General features: G+C 62.7%; 11 protein-coding genes and 1 rRNA gene. 3 read left to right on the plus strand and 9 right to left on the minus strand.

Annotated features, from left to right (window positions below):
- Positions 1 to 70 precede the first annotated feature (70 nt).
- Together CQ041_RS21190 and CQ041_RS21195 are read left to right on the plus strand one after the other, a co-directional pair.
- Entirely contained in the window at positions 71 to 1,456 is a 1,386-nt protein-coding gene (locus CQ041_RS21190) for an amino acid permease (protein ID WP_105524278.1), read from the plus strand.
- Between the two features lie 165 nt (positions 1,457 to 1,621).
- Complete coding sequence (locus tag CQ041_RS21195) at positions 1,622 to 1,966, plus strand: cupin domain-containing protein (protein ID WP_025858010.1); 345 nt, start codon at positions 1,622 to 1,624, stop codon at positions 1,964 to 1,966.
- Between the two features lie 51 nt (positions 1,967 to 2,017).
- On the opposite strand, the gene mmsB is transcribed toward CQ041_RS21195, so the two are convergent.
- Together mmsB and CQ041_RS21205 are read right to left on the minus strand one after the other, a co-directional pair.
- Positions 2,018 to 2,905, minus strand: coding sequence for a 3-hydroxyisobutyrate dehydrogenase (gene mmsB, locus CQ041_RS21200; RefSeq protein WP_105524279.1), 888 nt, complete (start codon positions 2,903 to 2,905; stop codon positions 2,018 to 2,020).
- A 15-nt stretch (positions 2,906 to 2,920) separates the two neighbouring features.
- Positions 2,921 to 4,438: a CoA-acylating methylmalonate-semialdehyde dehydrogenase gene (locus CQ041_RS21205; RefSeq protein WP_105524280.1), complete on the minus strand. Its 1,518-nt coding sequence runs from the start codon at positions 4,436 to 4,438 to the stop codon at positions 2,921 to 2,923.
- 132 nt (positions 4,439 to 4,570) lie between these two features.
- On the opposite strand from CQ041_RS21205, the gene CQ041_RS21210 reads away from it, so the two are divergent.
- Positions 4,571 to 5,518: a LysR family transcriptional regulator gene (locus tag CQ041_RS21210; RefSeq protein WP_105524281.1), complete on the plus strand. Its 948-nt coding sequence runs from the start codon at positions 4,571 to 4,573 to the stop codon at positions 5,516 to 5,518.
- Positions 5,519 to 5,597: 79 nt separating this feature from the next.
- Here CQ041_RS21210 and CQ041_RS21215 read toward each other — a convergent pair whose 3' ends face one another.
- From CQ041_RS21215 to rrf, 7 genes are all read right to left on the minus strand, one after another.
- Positions 5,598 to 6,089: an OmpA family protein gene (locus CQ041_RS21215; protein ID WP_105524282.1), complete on the minus strand. Its 492-nt coding sequence runs from the start codon at positions 6,087 to 6,089 to the stop codon at positions 5,598 to 5,600.
- Positions 6,090 to 6,093: 4 nt separating this feature from the next.
- A complete protein-coding gene (locus CQ041_RS21220; protein ID WP_105524283.1) occupies positions 6,094 to 7,356 on the minus strand; it encodes a diguanylate cyclase domain-containing protein in 1,263 nt (420 codons plus the stop codon).
- Positions 7,353 to 7,928: a YfiR family protein gene (locus tag CQ041_RS21225; protein ID WP_105524284.1), complete on the minus strand. Its 576-nt coding sequence runs from the start codon at positions 7,926 to 7,928 to the stop codon at positions 7,353 to 7,355. Before CQ041_RS21225 ends, CQ041_RS21220 begins: the two co-directional genes overlap by 4 nt.
- Positions 7,929 to 7,940: 12 nt before the next feature.
- Entirely contained in the window at positions 7,941 to 10,049 is a 2,109-nt protein-coding gene (gene recD, locus CQ041_RS21230) for an exodeoxyribonuclease V subunit alpha (protein ID WP_105524285.1), read from the minus strand.
- Positions 10,046 to 13,720 carry an exodeoxyribonuclease V subunit beta gene (gene recB, locus CQ041_RS21235; protein ID WP_105524286.1) on the minus strand — a complete coding sequence of 1,225 codons (3,675 nt, stop codon included), beginning with the start codon at positions 13,718 to 13,720 and terminating at the stop codon, positions 10,046 to 10,048. Before recB ends, recD begins: the two co-directional genes overlap by 4 nt.
- Entirely contained in the window at positions 13,717 to 17,169 is a 3,453-nt protein-coding gene (gene recC / locus CQ041_RS21240; RefSeq protein WP_105524287.1) for an exodeoxyribonuclease V subunit gamma, read from the minus strand. Before recC ends, recB begins: the two co-directional genes overlap by 4 nt.
- A 142-nt stretch (positions 17,170 to 17,311) precedes the next feature.
- Positions 17,312 to 17,427: ribosomal RNA gene (gene rrf, locus CQ041_RS21245) — 5S ribosomal RNA — on the minus strand.
- Positions 17,428 to 17,442 lie beyond the last annotated feature (15 nt).

Here is a 17,442-nt window from a genome sequence, read left to right on the forward strand (position 1 = left end):
GCCCCCTCAGCAGTTTCAGGGGCCGATGCGCTGTGCGTCACCCTCGCGAAAAAAGTAGAAGGTAAGGTGAATGGCGGATGACATGGTTAACCCGGTGGGCCTCAAGCGGGGCCTGAAGAACCGGCATATTCAGCTGATCGCCTTGGGAGGGGCGATTGGTACGGGGCTGTTCCTCGGCTCGGCGGGCGTACTCAAGTCGGCGGGACCGTCGATGATCCTGGGTTACGCGATCGCCGGCTTCATCGCGTTCCTGATGATGCGCCAGCTCGGCGAGATGATCGTCGAAGAGCCGGTGGCAGGCTCCTTCAGCCACTTCGCCCACAAGTACTGGGGCGGTTACGCGGGTTTCCTGGCAGGCTGGAACTACTGGGTGCTCTACGTATTGGTCGGCATGGCCGAACTGACGGCGGTGGGCAAGTACATCCAGTTCTGGTGGCCGGAGGTGCCGACTTGGGTCAGCGCGCTGGTGTTCTTCGTCGCGGTGAACCTGATCAACACCCTGAACGTGAAGTTCTTCGGTGAGGCCGAGTTCTGGTTCGCGATCATCAAGGTGGTCGCGATCATCGGCATGATCCTGCTCGGTTGCTACCTGCTGTTCAGCGGCAGCGGCGGTCCCCAGGCATCCATCAGCAACCTGTGGAGCCACGGCGGGTTCTTCCCCAACGGCGGCATGGGCTTGCTGATGTCCATGGCGTTCATCATGTTCTCGTTCGGCGGCCTGGAGCTGGTGGGCATCACGGCCGCCGAGGCCAGCGAGCCGCGCAAGGTGATCCCGAAGGCGATCAACCAGGTGGTGTATCGCATCCTGATTTTCTACGTGGGCGCGCTGGCCGTGCTGTTGTCGCTGTACCCGTGGGACCAGTTGCTGCAAACCCTCGGCGCGTCGGGCGATGCCTACAGCGGCAGCCCGTTCGTGCAGATCTTCTCGCTGATCGGCAATGACACGGCGGCGCACATCCTCAACTTCGTGGTGCTGACCGCGGCGCTGTCGGTGTACAACAGCGGCGTGTACTGCAACAGCCGCATGCTGTTCGGCCTGGCCGAGCAAGGCGATGCACCCAAGGCGCTGATGAAGCTCAACAAGCAGGGCGTGCCGCTGCGGGCGCTGGCGGTGTCGGCACTGGTGACGCTGCTGTGTGTGGTGGTCAACTACGTGGCGCCCCACAGCGCGCTGGAGTTGCTGTTCGCGCTGGTGGTTGCCTCGCTGATGATCAACTGGGCACTGATCAGCCTCACCCACATCAAGTTCCGCAAAGCCATGGGCGAACAAGGCGTGACGCCGTCGTTCAAGACCTTCTGGTTCCCGTTCAGCAACTACCTGTGCCTGGCGTTCATGGTGGTGATCATCAGCGTGATGCTGGCGATTCCGGGGATTCGCAACTCGGTGTTTGCGATGCCGGTGTGGGTGGGCGTGATCTACATTGCCTATCGCTTGCGGATCAGGAATACCCAGTAATTTGTGGGAGGGGGCTTGCCCCCTCCCACATGGGTTTGCATTCCAAGTACAGAATCCCAGTGAGTCGGCTTTGCGCTTCTGGGCATCCCGATGTCGAGTTCAGACCACTGTTGCCATGCCCGAGGCCGTAGGGTGCATCTTTGAATTCCCTGCCTCGGAGACACCATGTCCAAGCCCATCACCGTACTGCGCGACACCCACCCACTGCCGGTCCTGGACGCCTGCAAATGGGAAAAGCTCGAAGGTGACCCGCACACCGTCAACCTCAATGCCTACACCAGTGAAGACGGCAGCAAGATCATGGGCACCTGGATCTGCACACCCGGCAAGTGGTACGTGGACTACGTGAAGTGGGAATACTGCCACTTCCAGGAAGGCTACTGCATCATCACCCCGGAAGGCCTGGCGCCGATTCACTTGCGGGCTGGGGATATCTTCGTGGTTGAGCCTGGGATGAAAGGCACGTGGGAAGTGGTCGAGACAGTGCGTAAGTATTTCGTCTTCGCCTGATTTTTTGTAGTGAGCGGGCTTGCCCCGCGCTGGGCAAGCCCGCTCACCACCCTATTCAGGTTTACGATAGCTGTTGATGATCGCCGAGAAATCCTTGCCGCCGTCACCACGCTGGCTCATCGATTGATACAACTGCTGGGCCACAGCGCCCAGAATGACGGGCTGCCTGGCCTGACGTGCAGCCTCGGTAGCCAGGCCCAGATCCTTGAGCATCAGGTCCGCACCAAACCCGCCGGTATAACCCCGGGACGATGGCGCTGTTTCAATCACTCCCGGCCACGGGTTGTAGGTATCCGAACTCCAGCACCGCCCGGTTGAGCTGTTGATGATCCCCGCCAACACCTGGGTGTCGATGCCCAGCGCATCCCCCAGCGCCATCGCCTCGCTGACACCGACCATACTGATCCCCAGCAGCAGGTTATTGCAGATCTTGGCGATCTGCCCGGTGCCCACATCGCCGCAGTGCACGATGTTGCGGCCCATCTGCGCCAGTACCGGTTGCAGGGTGGCGAACAGATCCGGGGTAGCGCCGACCATGAAGGTCAACGTCCCGGCCTGGGCGCCGCCGGTACCCCCGGACACGGGCGCATCGGCCATCACCACGCCTTGCCTGGCCGCAGCCGCCGCGACGTCACGCGCGGTTTGCGGGTCGATGGTGCTGCAATCCACCGCCGGCACGCCTTGGCCGATGCCGGCGAGTACACCGTCTTCATTCAGCCAGACGCTGCGCACATGGGCCGCCGCCGGCAACATGGTAATCACCAGTTCAGCGCCGCTGGCCGCATCACGCGGCGAGTCGCTGATGCTGCCGCCCAGTTCGGCCAATTCCTTGAGTACCGTCTGGTTCAAGTCGAACAGGTTCAGCGCGTGGCCGGCCTTGATCAGGTTGCGGGCCATGGGGGCGCCCATGTTGCCCAAGCCGATAAATGCAATCTTCATGGTCGTCTCCCGGAATCAGCGCAGGTTGATGGTGGTGTTGACGCCATCGTTGACCGTGTCGTCATCGAACCAGCGGCTGGTGACGGTTTTGGTCTGGGTGTAGAACTGCACCACTTGCTTGCCATACGGGCCGAGGTCGCCGAGCTTGGAGCCACGGGAACCGGTGAAGCTGAAGAACGGTACCGGCACCGGGATCGGGATGTTGATGCCCACCTGGCCCACGTCGATTTCGCTCTGGAATTTACGCGCCGCCGCACCGCTCTGGGTGAACAAACCGGTGCCATTGCCGAATGGGTTGGCGTTGACCAGCGCGATGGCTTCATCAAGGGTTGCCACTTCGATCACCACCAGCACCGGGCCGAAGATTTCCTGGGTGTAGATCTGCATGTCGGTGGTCACGCCCGAGAACAACGTCGGGCCGACGAAGTTGCCTTGCTCGTAGCCCGGCACCTTGATGTCGCGGCCGTCCAGTTCCAGCTTGGCACCTTCTTTTACGCCGCTTTCGATCAGGTCCAGGATGCGAGCCTTGGCGCGCTTGGAAATCACTGGACCGACGTCCGTACCGGCTTCGCTGCCGGCATTGACCTTGAGCTTCTGTGCCAGCGCCTTGAGGTCCGGCAGCCATTGCTTGGACGCGCCCACCAGCACCACCACCGACGTGGCCATGCACCGTTGGCCGGCTGCGCCGAAACCGGCACCGACCAGCGCGTTGAGGGTGTGTTCGCGATTGGCGTCGGGCAGCACCACGGCGTGATTCTTGGCGCCCATCATCGACTGCACGCGCTTGCCGTGCTTGCCGGCCAGGTCATACACGTGAGTCCCTACGGCGGTGGAGCCGACGAAGGACACCGCCTTGATGTCCTTGTGGGTGCACAGCGCATCCACGACATCCTTGCCACCGTGCACCACGTTCAGCACACCCGCCGGCACACCGGCTTCCAGCGCCAGTTCCACCAGCAGCACGGTCGACAGCGGATCCTGCTCCGACGGTTTGAGGACGAACGTGTTGCCGCAGGCGATGGCCATCGGGAACATCCACAGCGGAATCATCGCCGGGAAGTTGAACGGAGTAATGCCGGCACACACACCGATGGGTTGGCGCAGGGTGTAGGTGTCGACGCCACCGGCGACGTTCTCGGCGAACTCGCCCATTTGCAACGTGCCGATGGAACAGGCGTGCTCGACCACTTCCAGGCCCCGGAAAATATCGCCTTCGGCATCGGCGATGGTCTTGCCCTGCTCGGCGCTGAGGACGGCGGCAATGCGCTTGGAATGTTCGCGGATCAAGGCTTGCAGCTTGAGCATGATGCGCATGCGTGCGCCGATCGGGGTCAGCTTCCAGGTCTGGAAGGCGCGATGGGCGGCATCGATGGCGGCATTGACTTCATCGGCGGTAGCGAACGGGACTTTGGCCAACACCTCCTGGGTCGCGGGGTTGACGATGTCGTGCCATTCGGTGGTCTTGGACTCGACCCACTCACCGTTGATCAGCAACTTGACCTGTTGCACGGAAATATCGGCAGATGCGTTCATGTGGTCTCCAATTCTTATTGGTATGCAGAGAACCAAGGCGTTGAATCGCCTTGAAGAATGAGGCGTTCGGACTGTTTTTGGAGTATAGATGTGCAAATCTCTAATAAGAACGCACATAAAAGCCGGTCCAATATGCAAAAAAACATCACGTCGTTGGGCTCCCTGAACTGGGATGACCTGAAGTTTTTCCTCGAAGTGGCCCGCACCCGCAAGGCCAGCGTCGCCGCCAAGCGCCTGGCGGTGGACTACACCACGGTGTCGCGGCGCATCAGTTCACTGGAGGTATCGCTGGGCACCTTGCTGTTTGAAAAGTCCCGGACCAACGGCTTCGTCCTCACCCCCGAGGGCCAGCGCCTGCTGGGCTATGCCGAGTCCATCGAAAGCACCCTGCACATGGCCTGCGAACAGGTCTCCGGCTCCGGCGTGGCGCTGTCGGGCCACGTGCGCATGGGCTGCACCGAAGGCTTTGGCAGCTTTTTCGTCACCCCGCAATTGAGCCACTTCGTCGACACCTACCCGGCCATCTCGGTGGACATCCTGCCCCTGCCCCACTTCATCAGCCTGTCAAAGCGCGAAGCCGACATCGTGATCGCCCTGGAACGGCCGGAACATGGGCCCTATGTGTGCTGCAAATTGTGCGACTACAAATTGCAGCTGTACGCGACCCAGGAATACCTGGACCAACACCCGCCCATCCGCACACCGGCGGATTTGGCCGAGCATCCATTTATCAGCTATGTGGACGATTTGGCGTTCAGTTCGCAGCTGCTCTATCTGGCAAACGTAGTGCCGGGCGCCAGCGCCAGTTTGCGCAGTACCAGCGTGATCGCGCAGTACGTGGCGGCGCAGCAGGGGCGGTCGATGGCGATATTGCCGTGTTTTCTGGCGGCCCAGGATCCGCGGTTGTTGCCGGTGCTGGGAGAGCAGATTTCCATCACTCGCCAGTTCTGGATGTATTGCCGGGAGGATCTGCGCAAGCTGAAGCGGATTACGTTGTTGTGGGACTACATCAGGGAAGTGACGGAGCAGAATCAGGGGTTGTTGATGGGGGAGACGCGGCAGATGCGGTTCGCGGATTAACGGGCTACCAACAGTACGGTGGGAGCTGGCTTGCCAGCTCCCACCGTTGATTGGGTTTCACATTGAAGGAGGGGCTGGCTCAGTCGGCGATGACGACGATCGACACCCGCCGATTCTCCGTACGGCCTGCTACGGTGGTGTTGGGCGCCACAGGCTCGCTGCTGCCCAGGCCGCGCAGCTGGATGTTTTGTTCTTTCATGCCCACGCCCGTCAGCACCTTGCCCACGCTTTGGGCACGGCGCAGGGATAATTGCTCGTTATAGGTTTCCTTGCCCGAGGCATCGGTGTGCCCGTCCACGCGTACACGGTCGATGCCGACGCCCACCAAGGCCTTGCCGATACGCTCGACGATCTGAGTGCTGGGCGGGTTGAGGGTCTCGACGTCGCTGCCGAACAACACTTTGCCCGACAGGCCAAATGCCCAGCCTTCGTCAGTGAGTTCAAAGCCTTGTTGTTTGAGCACGGCGACCTGCGCCGGGGTCAGCCCCTTGGGGGGCGCGGTCTGGCAGCCGGTCAAGGCCAGCAGTGCGACGAACAAGGTGATGAACAGAATGCGTGCGGTCGAGAACAAGGGGTCAACTCCTGTGATGAACGTTAACGGCAGCGGGCTCCGACTCCGCCGTTTGCTGGCCGCCCAGGGTCTGGCGCTTGGCCTGGTACATCGCCGTATCAGCGGCATTGAGCAAGGTGCCGGGCGTAGCACCATGATCGGGATACATCGAAATACCGATACTCAGTGACGTATGAACCTCGGTGTTGCCAGGGACAGCAATCGGCATGTCCATGCTGGCGATGATCTTGTCGGCAATGCGCTGGGCGTCTTCCACCTTGTGCAACGGCGCCAGCAGGACGGCGAACTCGTCTCCCCCCAGGCGCGCCACCAGGTCATCGTCACGCAGTTGCGCGCGTACCCGATCGGCGACGGCCACCAACACGGCATCGCCGGCGGCGTGGCCGAAGGTGTCGTTGATGTCCTTGAAGCGGTCACTGTCGAGGAACAGCACCGCGACCCTTTCGTTGAGCTTGGCCGCATTGCGCAGGGCACGGATCAAGCGGCCTTCGAAAAACGCACGGTTGGGCAGTCCGGTGAGGCTGTCGTGGCTGGCCTGGTGGGCGAGGGTTTCGTTTTCGCTTTGCAGGTGGCTTTGCCACGCGGCCATCTCACCGAGCAAGGCATTGAAGTCGCTGCCCAGGCTGTGCAGCTCGGCGATTTGCGCCGGCGGTACGCGGCGGTCGAAGTCGCGCTGGCTGCGCGCGGCGTGGGCCACATCGGCCAGACTTTGCAGCGGCACCGTGATGCCCCGCAACAGACGCCGTGCCAAGTGCAAGGCTACCCAGGCGCTGAGGGCGGTGCAGATCAGGATGCCGGCCAGGCCGCTGAGCAGGAAGCGCAACAGGCTGCCGCCGTGGCCCGTCAGGTGGATGCTGCCGATGGAACGGCCCTGGTGCAGGATCGGCTGGCTGATGGGTTGTTCGAGCAGGGCATGCGCCAGTTGCAACTCAAGCCGCGACAACACGCCATTTTCGGGGCGCTTCCACTGGGCCAGCAGGCGCCCGTTGGTGTTGAAGACTTCGGCCTGGGCCACCTCTTCGGTGGACGCAATCACGCTGAGCGCCTCGGTGGCCGCGGCGCTGTCGTTGAACACCACGGCCGCTTCCACGGTGTAGTTGATCGAACGCGCAATCAGGTGCAGGTTGTGCTCGGCGTAGACACGCAGGGCCAGTACACCGAGCAGGGTCAGAGACACGCTGGCCAGCGTCACGGCGACAAGGGCCAGGACCAGGTGCCCGCGGCCAATGACGGAGCGCAGGGTCGGTCGCGCTTTCACGGCCTTCATGACGCAGGCGCCCGGCGACGGGACAGTTGCAGCACGCTGGGATGAATGCGCACGCCGCTGCGGGCCACAGAATCAAGATTGACCTCGAACGAGACCTGCTCATCACCGACCCGCAGGCAAAACAGGCTGCCGACGGTGCACTGGTCGCCGCCTTCGCTGATGCTGAGCACCGGGTGGCCCATCAGCGCAGTGAACAAGTCGCTTCGTTCATTGCCGGTGAGTTTGCCGATGTACACCGCGTCGCACGCGTTGACGATATCGGGATGGTCCGCCAGCAAGCGTTTGACCACCACCGGTCGCCCGGTGGCCTGGGTGGTGCCCTTGACCAGATCGTCGGTGTATTGAGTGGGGCCAACGATGCACAGGCGCAATTGCGCAGGTTCCACCGGCCAGCGGGCATAACTGAGGATGCCCAAAACCACCTGGGTGACGGCTTGGGCACGGTGGTCGGCAACCCCTACGGGATCGGACGCCTGAGCGAATGCGCCCGGTGCAAACAGACACAGAAACGCCTGCAGCAGCAGGCGTTTGCAGCTCAAGCTCCGTTCCGTGGACGAGACAGCCACCTTCATGCCGCACTTCTCTCAGGTGATTTCAGGATGATGCCGCAACGATAGCACAGCGTCAGACATTTCTGACTCCTGACCCAGCCCCAGCATCAACCCACTCAGGCGTTTGACCTTGCGTCGCACCGCCTCCTCGAACACGCCGCCTCGGGGTTCGATCAGGCTGAACCAGCGTTTGGCCCGGGTGATACCGGTGTAGATCAGCTCTTTGGTAAGCACCGGATTCAGCGCATCCGGCAAGATCAGCGCAGTGTGCGTGAACTCCGAGCCCTGGGATTTATGCACCGTCATGGCGTACACGGTTTCGACGTCATTCAAGCGGCTGGGCAGCACGAATCTTACGCCGCCCTGCCCATCGTTGCGTGGGAAGGCTACGCGCAGTACGTGGGGCCCGCCGTCGCTCTCCGGCAGTTTCAGCGCAATACCGATATCGCCGTTCATCAGGCCCAGGCCGTAATCGTTGCGCGTCATCAGCACCGGACGGCCTTCGTACCATTGCTCGTCCCCTTCAATCAGGCGCACCTTGCGCAGGGCCGCGGTGATGCGCAGGTTCAGCCCTTCCACACCCCAAGGGCCTTTGCGTACAGCGCAGAGCAGTTGAAAGGCGTCGAAAGCTTGCAGCAGTTGTTGTGCCCAATGGGTCCAGGCGTCGCTTTCTCTCGGCGTATCAAGACGCGGACGGGCGCTGTGCAGCAGGTCAAGGTAATAACGGTAGCCTTGGGCGCCCTCGCTGCCCTGCCCGTCCAGCACCAGGCGTTCCAAGGCGTGGTCATGCTCGCCTTTGAGGCTGACGCAGAACAGGTCGGGGTGGCTGCGGGCGGCGAGCAGTTTGCGGGCCTCGTCGGCGTTCTGCTGGTTGACCCAGCGCGCCAGTTGGCCGATGCCGCTGCCTTCGCCGAAACGCCGGGAATAACGCAGCATGACCACTTGCTGGGCCAGGGGATGACTGCCGTCGAGGTCTTCCTGCAGGCCACTGGCACCGAGGTCTTCGCCGCTGACCGCTTGCAGCCATTGGCGCGTGTCGGCGCTGTACCAGCCGGCTTCGGCATCGCGGCACAAATCACCGAGTACGGCGCCCGCCTCGACCGACGCCAACTGGTCCTTGTCACCCAGCAATACCAGCCGCGCATGGGGCGGCAAGGCGTCCAGCAGGTTAGCCATCATTTCCAGGTCGATCATCGAGGCTTCGTCCACCACCAGCACATCCAGCGGCAACGGGTTGCCGAGGTGATGGCGAAAGTGCCGCGTACCGGGGCGGCTACCCAGCAAGCGGTGCACGGTGGTGACCTGGGTCGGGATTTTTTCCTTCACACTGTCCGGCACTTTCAACGACAGCACTTGCTGGCTGATGGACTCGGTCAGTCGTGCGGCAGCTTTGCCCGTGGGCGCGGCGAGGCGGATGCGCAACGCGCTGCCGGCTTCCACCGCCGGGGCCTGCAGCAGCGCCAGCAGACGCACCACGGTGGTGGTCTTGCCGGTACCGGGGCCACCGGTGACGATGCTGAACGCACCGCGAGTGGCCAGGGCACAGGCGAGCTTCTGCCAATCAATCACGCCATCCGGCGGTGGCTGATCGAACAAACCATCGAGGCGTCGAGGCAAATCGGCGGCGACCGCCTCCTGGGTGGCCAGCCGCAAGCGCAATGCCGTGTCGATACGCCGTTCGTAGGTCCAGTAACGGCGCAGGTAAAGGCGTGTGCCGGACAACACCAGTGGGCGACTCTGTGCGGCCTCGTTGCCATCCACGGCCAGGGCGACCAACTGACTGCCCGCCAGTGCATGACACCAGTGGGCGCCCTCCAGGCCATTCAACAACTGGGAGGGCAACAGCATGGCGCCGGTTTGCAGGTCGCCTTCGGGCGGCAAGGACAACGCGAAGTCCGGCGCCTTGAGGGTCTCGAACAGGTCGAGACACACATGGCCGTGGCCCAGTTGGTGGCTGGTCAATGCCGCCGCCAGCAGCACCAGGGGATCGGCCTGCGGGTCGAGTTCGTGCAGAAAGCCGACGAAGGCTTTGTCCAGGGCGCGCAACCAGCCTCGATCCACCCAACGTTCCAGCAATTGCACCAGGTCGGCAGCGTGTTCGAGGGGGGCCAGCGCCTCCAGTGGCAAAGGCGACAGGCTCATAGCAGCACTCCTTGTTCCCAGGCGGGTTCAACGTTGGGCGGGATGGGGTTGCCTTGGAACAACAGGTCCAGCCCTTCGATCAGCTCACGGGGTGGCCGGGTAAAATACCCGCCCTGGCTCGCGGCCTGGGTTCCGCGCAAGAACACATACAGTGCGCCGCCGACATGGCGGTCGTAGTCGTAGTCCGGCAGGCGCGCCTTGAGTTGGCGATGCAGGGCGAGCAGGTAAAGGACGTATTGCAGGTCGTACCGGTGATCGAGGATCGACTGTTCCATGGCCTCCTGGGTGTAGGCCGAATCGTCAGGACCGAGCCAGTTGGATTTGTAGTCGGCCACGTAATAGCGGCCGTCGCGCTCGAACGTGAGGTCGATGAACCCCTTGAACATGCCATTGAGCAACACCGGTTCGGCGGCAACGCGGGAGACGCCGCCGTGGGTGTACTGGCACACCAGCTTGTCGAGGGCGAGCACATCGACCTTGTGGCTGGCGAACCAGAACTCCATTTCAATCTGATAGTGCTGCAGGCTGCTGAGGGCAACGCGGTCGTTATCCACCGGCAACGGCACTTGCAACAGGTGGCCCAGCCACCCGCTGAGGGTGGGGATCCAACCCTCCCAGTTACGGCGGTTGCAACGCGCACCCACGGCGCTTTCGATCGCCTGCGCGGTGACATTGAAACCCTCTTCACCGGCCCACTCGAGCAGCCCGTGGAGGAAGGTCCCTGGATTGGGGCCGCGTGGGAAACGGTGAATATCGCCGCCGGACGCCGCCACTTCGCGGGGTGCGTCGGGGTCCAGGCGTTCGTCGTCGAACAGCTTCTGGGCCTGTGGGCTTTCCGGTGCTTCGAGCGTCGCAGCGCTCATGCTGTCGCCAATGCGCAAGGCACTGTAGGAGGCGATCCACCAGTTTTCCGCCGCCTTGCGCTTGGGCAGCAAGGGCGCGAGCAGGGTCGCTACGTTGCGCGGTGGGTGGAAGAGGATGTCCTGTGCTTCGGGCACCTGGGCGTAGTGGATGGCAGGGCAGCCGTCCTGTAGATCCAGCAGCCAGCGCGCCAGGCCGGCGGACTCACCCAGGGAGGCACCGCCGCCGAGCAGGTAGCCCAGTGCCGAAAGGTGCAGCACGGAGCTGCTGCTGTTGCCGCGTTTGAGGTCGGCAATGCCGAGCCAGCAGGCATGCTTGGCACGCGTCAGGGCGACATAGAGCAAGCGCAGGTCTTCGGCCAGGCGCTCATCGTCGGCCAGGGCGATCAACTCGGCGGTGGGACGCAGGCTGACCTGCGGCTTGTGCTGCTCATCGTGGTAGTGCAGCGGCAATCGACTGCCATCCACCGGCTTGGCCGAGCAGATGAAGGGCAGGAACACCAGGTCATATTCCAGGCCCTTGGACTTGTGGATGGTCACGACCTTGACCAGTTGCTCGTCGCTTTCCAGACGCAGGATCTGTTCTTCGCCCGCTTGACCCGAGAGTGCCAGATGTTCGGCCAAATGCCGGATCAGCGCCTGCTCGCCGTCAAGCTCCGACGCAGCCTGTTGCAGCAACTCGCTGAGGTGCAACAGGTTGGTCAGCACCCGTTCGCCGTCACTGCGGGCGATCAGGGTTTGAGGCAATTTGAAGTCGTGCAGCAGGCGGCGCAGCATCGGCAGTACGCCTTGGGTGCGCCAGATGGCACGGTAGCCACGGAACTGCATGACGCGACTTTCCCACGCCAACTCGTCCTGGTTCAGACGCTCCAGCTCCGCCAGGGACAGGTTCAACGTCACACAGGCCAAGGCCGCACGCAGCGGGCGCTCGACGTCCGGCTCGGCGCAGGCCTTGAGCCACGCCAGCAGGTCGTGGGCTTCCTGGGCGGCGAAGACAGAGTCCTTGTCCGAGAGGTAGACACTGCGAACCCCACGGGCGGCCAGTTCGGCGCGAACCGCTTGGGCTTCCTTGCCGTCGCGCACAAGGATGGCGATGTCTGACGGCAGCACGCCCGTGAAGCGGCCATCGGGCTGCAGGAAACCGGCACTGTCCTGCTGCCCGCCGTTGAGCAACTCGACAATATGCGTAGCGCAGGCGGCGGCCAGTTGCTGGCGATACACCGCGTTAGAGATCGGCTGGTCGGTAGGCAAGTGCCAAAGATTCATCGCCGGCAGCGTTTGACCCTTGACCTGCAAGTGCTCCTTGCGGCCCTGGGACAGTACCGGCTGGAAAGGCACCGGGTTTTTGCCATCCGCCTCGCGGAACAGAAACGCGCCACGGCCACTTTCGGCGCGATGGAACACATGGTTGACCGCCTCGACCATCGCGTCGCTGGAGCGGAAGTTGGTGCCCAGGGTGTGATGGCGACCGGTGGTGGATTCGCGCGCGCGCAGGTAGGTGTAGATGTCAGCGCCACGGAACGCATAAATCGCTTGCTTGGGATCGCCGATCAAGAACAGGCCGCTGTCCAGATGGTTTTCTTCGATGCGGTAAATGCTGTCGAAGATGCTGTACTGCACTGGGTCGGTGTCCTGGAATTCATCGATCAGCGCCACCGGGAACTGCTCGCGAATCACGCTGGCCAGGCGTTCGCCGCCGTCGGCGTGCAGGGCCATATTGAGGCGGGTGAGCATATCGTCGAAGCCCATTTCGGCGCGGCGGCGTTTTTCCTCTTCGAAGCGCTTACCGACCCAGGCGGCGGCGTGTTGCAACACGGCAGCGTCGGGGGTGGGCAGTGCGTCGAGGGCCGCCTTGAGGCCAGCCATGGCGTCGATGCCCGGGTGCAGAGGTGGCTCGCCCTTCCAGGCTTCGGCCATGCCGTCTGGTGTCAGCCGCGTGAAGCCGGTGCCGATATCCAATTGTTCGAGGGACTCGTCGGCGGCCCAGGCGCTGATTTTTTCGAACCAGGGCTCAAAGTAGCGCGCTTGCATCTTGCGCCCGTCGACCACTTTGGCGGCCACGGCTTGCAGGCAGATATCCCGTAGCTCGGCGGACCACAGAAGCCAGGGTGCCTTGAGTTCCTTGAGGGCTTCACGACGCTCATGCAGGCAGGCGTTGATCAACTCGGCAGGGTCGCGGGTCTCGCCTTGAGACCGCTCGCTGCCGAACAGCGCACGCACCCGTGGCAGCAAGGCCGCAGGGCCGCCCCAATGGCTGCGCACCCAGGTGAGCGCGTCGCCTTGCATCGGGTAGCAGAACAACCGCCAATAATCGCGCAGGACTTCGCCCAGCAGATCACTGTGGTCGGTTTCCAGGGTCTGGGTGAACAGGCTGCCGCTGTCGAACGCGTGCTCGCGCAACATCCGTTGGCACCAGCTGTGGATGGTGGAGACGGCGGCCTCGTCCATCCATTGCGCGGCGATGTCCAGGCGATTGGCGCAAGCCGGCCATTGTTCGGGGGGGTATTGGTCGCGCAGGTCGGTGATCAGCGGGTCGAGTTGCTCGATTTCGCCGCGGAAGAACCGCGCGGCTTCGGCCAGACGGATCCGGATGCGCTCGCGCAGCTCTTTGGTGGCGGCGTCGGTAAAGGTCACGACCAGGATCTGTGGCGGCAGCAGCTCGCGGCCAAAGCCGGACTCAGCGTCGCCATTGCCCAACACCAGACGCAGGTAAAGGGCAGAAATGGTGAAGGTCTTGCCGGTGCCGGCACTGGCTTCGATCAGTTGGCTGCCCTTTAGCGGGAAAGCCAGGGCCAAGGGTTTGCTGCTCATGTGCGGCCCTCCTCGCTGGACAGTGATCGCCATGGCGCGTTGATCAGCGGGCGATAGAGGGTTTCGCACCAGCCTTCGAACTCTTCGCTGGCGACGAGTGCGGCGTAGTCGGGAAATTGTCGGGTGAGTGCCGGGGATTCGCGGCGCTCGCCGTCGGTGGTCATGCCGTCGCCTTCGTAGGCTTTTTGGGCGGCCGCTTGGGCCTTGGCAGAATCGGTCTGGCCGAGCCAGGCGAAAGCGGTCTTGACCGCCACAGGAAGCGGTTTGCGCATGCCGGTGTGCCAGGCCAGTAACAGGTTGCCGAGGATTTCCCGGGCGGTGTGTTTTTCCAAGGGCGGCAGTAACAGGGTGTCATCACTGGCCACCAGGCCGGTGGTGAGCGGCAGGCCACAGGCGCAGGCGACGACGTGGTTGACCCAGGGGCGGATCAAGCGGTGCCACTTGCGCGTCTTGATCGACCCGATGCTGTTGGGGATGGTGGTCACGCTCAGCAGGCCGCCGTCACTGCGCTGATGCAGCCCACTGATCCAGCCATCCAGCTGAATGCCTTGGTGTTCAAAACTGACCGGCTCGGCCGCAGTGTGCGGGGTGGGCCAGAGGGCCAGCACGTGTTGGTAGCGCTGTATAAGATCGGGCAATGGCTCGATCAGTTCGTTGCGCAGGCATTCGCCAAAGCCGACCATGGGCAACAAGCCACTGCCCTGCAGGCGTTGAGCCTGGGCGCCGAGCGCTTGATCAAGCTGATCCGGCTGGGCCAGGGCGGCATTCAGCAGGCTGTCGCTGAGGCTGTAGCGCTGCAGGGCGTCGAGCACGAAAGGTTCTTCGTCGGCCAGCGGGACTTCGGCGGCCTCAAAGAACACTTTCAGACGCTGGCTGAAGAAATGTTTTACTGGATTGCGCAGGAAATCCTGCAACTGGCCCAGGCTCAACGGCTCTTCCTGTGGGTGCGGAGTGAGTTCGGGAGCAACCAAGCCGACCTCCGGCGTTTCATGCAGCAACTGCCATTCGCGGGCGTAGCTGAACAACGGGTCGCCTGCATGGAAATAGCGGGCGCTGAAGGGTTGCAGTGGATGCGCTTGGGTCATGGCATCGAGCAACGGGGTCTCGCTGTCGGCGTGGTGCCAGCCGCTGGTGAGGTGGTCGCGCAACTGGCCGATCAGCACCGAGGCCGGGCGGTCGCTGTTGTCACGGATGCTGCGGCCTACCCAGCTGATATAGAGCTGGTCGCGGGCCGACAACAAGGCTTCGAGCAGCAGGTAACGGTCGTCCTCACGGCGCGAGCGGTCGCCGGGGCGGTAGTCGCTGCCCATCAGGTCGAAGTCCAGCGGCGGCTGGGCACGCGGGTAATCGCCATCATTCATGCCGAGCAGGCAGACGAGTTTGAACGGGATGGCACGCATGGGCATCAATGTGCAGAAATTGACCGCACCGGCGAGGAAGCGTTGGGACAACCGGCCTTGGTCCAGCCCCGCCAACCAGGCTTCACGGACTACGGTGAGCGGTAACTCGTCCTGCAGGCCGACGGACTCACAGGTCTCCAGCCAGGTTTCGCGAAGTTGTTCGAGTTGGCCGAGCAGGTAGTCATCGTGCTCGCTGCTGGCCAGGAAAAACCGTTGCATCAGGCGTTGCAGGCGTTCGCCCCACTGTTGGGCCGGGGCCGGTTGCGAAAGGGCGTGGTGGGCGTCATTGAGTGCGTCGAGCAAGGCAACCAGTGGGCCAATCAGCGCCGCATCCAGGCCACCGATTTCATCGTAGGGCTCGATCCCCTCGCACGCGACGCCGGTACCAACGGCGTAACCCAGCAACATACGCCGCAGGCCGAATCGCCAGCTATTTTGCTCAAGCGCCTTGGGTAGGCCGAGGCCCGCGCGCTGCTCCGCGTCGAGGCCCCAACGGATGCCCGCGCCTTCAATCCAGCGATGCAGCGTGGGCAGGTCGCGTTCCTTGATGGCGAAGCGTTCGCGCAGGGCAGGAACGTCGAGCAAGTCGAGGATTTCGCTGACGGGGAAGCGGCTGTCGGGCAGTTTAAGCAAGTGCTCGACGGCGATCAGCAACGGGTCGCGGCCGCGCTGGCCCTGGTCGGTCAGGGTGAAGGGGATAAAGCGTGGATCGCTTCTGTCCATTTGGCCGAACACCGCGCGGATGTGCGGCGCATAACTGTCGACGTCGGGAACCATGACGATGATGTCCCGGGGGCGCAACGTGGGGTCGGCGCTGAAGCGATGGAGCAGTTGGTCGTGGAGGATTTCCACTTCGCGTTGGGCGCTGTGGGCTATATGGAAACGGATGGAGGCGTCCTGTTCCAGGTCGACGGCAGGCCAGAGTGCGCGCGTTTCGTTGAGTGGGCGCAGTTCGAGAATGTCGTCCTGAAGCTGGTTGAGCAGCGTGGTGGGTTGGCTGTCGCTGAACAGGTCGATGCGGCCATCACGGAAGGCGGCGCGGTAGCTGTTGGGGTCATCGTAGCTGTCCAACAGGCTGATGTAGTCACGACCTTGCTTGCCCCAGGCCGCCAACAACGGATGGGCGTGCTGGTGCAGGGTTTGGGGATCGATGGCAACAGGCATGCCGGCTTTGCGCACCTGGCGTTTGTATTCGTTACGCAGCAGGTCTTTATCGGCGACGATGTCGGCCCAATGGTGACGACACGGATTGTGCACACACAGCAGGACCTGGCTGAATCGGGCGAGGCCGGCGAGCGCTTCGAGTGCTTGCGCAGGTAACGAGGAAATCCCGAAAACGATCACTCGAGGGGGCAGACCTGAGGGTGCGCTCTCCAGGCTGTTGATTCGGTCGATAAAACGCTGGTGAACACCGGCACGACTTTCGGCCATGCCTTCTTCACCGACGTCTAACAACAGTGCACGCCATAGTTCCGCTTGCCAGCAGTTGGCAGGATCGAGGGGCTTTGACTCGCCACGACCGTTGCGCAATTGGTGGCGGCCGGCGGCCCAATCCTCCAGCCAGTCGGCACGGTAAACCTGGTATTGGTCGAACAGGTCGGCCAGGCGTTCGGCCAATTGGTAGCGTTTTCGCAGGTCCGTATCGTCGGTGAGAAAACGCTGCAGCGGCTCGAAGTGTGGTTGGTCGATAAGCTCAGGCAGCAGGCGCATCAGGCGCCAGGTCAGGGGAGCCTTATCCAGTAAGGATTTGGCCGGAATTTCGTCGCGGCCAAGGACCATGCGATAGAGCTGCCACATGAAGCTGCCGGGGAGTTGCACGTCGATTGCGGCAGCAATGCCGCAGCCACCCATGTCGTCGTCTTCCGGATCTTCGGCCAAAGCAAGCTTGAGCCACTGTGCGATGCCGTTGCTCTGCACAAGGGCAATTTCGTTTTCCAGCGGCGCCAGGGGGTAACGCCGCATCCAGCTCACCACCAGGCTGCGCAGTTCATCCAGGCGATTGCCATGAACCACCATGAATCCAGCACTGAGGGACGTCGCATCCGGCATAACGGCTTCCTTGGGAAAAGCAAAATCGAGGGTGCGACTTTAGCACTGTGGGGGATTTTGGCGGAGTGGAGATCTGGGCGGTATTTTCTCGCGCCCAAAACAAAACCCCATCTGCTTTCGCAAATGGGGTTTCGGAATTTAATCTTGACGATGACCTACTCTCACATGGGGAAACCCCACACTACCATCGGCGATGCATCGTTTCACTGCTGAGTTCGGGATGGGATCAGGTGGTTCCAATGCTCTATGGTCGTCAAGAAATTCGGGTACTGA

The organism is Pseudomonas sp. MYb60 (assembly GCF_002979555.1).
In the GTDB taxonomy this organism is placed as follows: Bacteria; Pseudomonadota; Gammaproteobacteria; order Pseudomonadales; family Pseudomonadaceae; genus Aquipseudomonas.

Excerpts from the sequence above, each read along its gene's own strand:
- CQ041_RS21190 (WP_105524278.1), top strand. The coding sequence starts at position 71 with ATGGCGGATGACATGGTTAACCCGGTGGGCCTCAAGCGGGGCCTGAAG.
- CQ041_RS21195 (WP_025858010.1), top strand. The coding sequence starts at position 1,622 with ATGTCCAAGCCCATCACCGTACTGCGCGACACCCACCCACTGCCGGTC.
- mmsB (WP_105524279.1), bottom strand. The coding sequence starts at position 2,905 with ATGAAGATTGCATTTATCGGCTTGGGCAACATGGGCGCCCCCATGGCC.
- CQ041_RS21205 (WP_105524280.1), bottom strand. The coding sequence starts at position 4,438 with ATGAACGCATCTGCCGATATTTCCGTGCAACAGGTCAAGTTGCTGATC.
- CQ041_RS21210 (WP_105524281.1), top strand. The coding sequence starts at position 4,571 with ATGCAAAAAAACATCACGTCGTTGGGCTCCCTGAACTGGGATGACCTG.
- CQ041_RS21220 (WP_105524283.1), bottom strand. The coding sequence starts at position 7,356 with ATGAAGGCCGTGAAAGCGCGACCGACCCTGCGCTCCGTCATTGGCCGC.
- CQ041_RS21225 (WP_105524284.1), bottom strand. The coding sequence starts at position 7,928 with ATGAAGGTGGCTGTCTCGTCCACGGAACGGAGCTTGAGCTGCAAACGC.
- recD (WP_105524285.1), bottom strand. The coding sequence starts at position 10,049 with ATGAGCCTGTCGCCTTTGCCACTGGAGGCGCTGGCCCCCCTCGAACAC.
- recB (WP_105524286.1), bottom strand. The coding sequence starts at position 13,720 with ATGAGCAGCAAACCCTTGGCCCTGGCTTTCCCGCTAAAGGGCAGCCAA.
- recC (WP_105524287.1), bottom strand. The coding sequence starts at position 17,169 with ATGCCGGATGCGACGTCCCTCAGTGCTGGATTCATGGTGGTTCATGGC.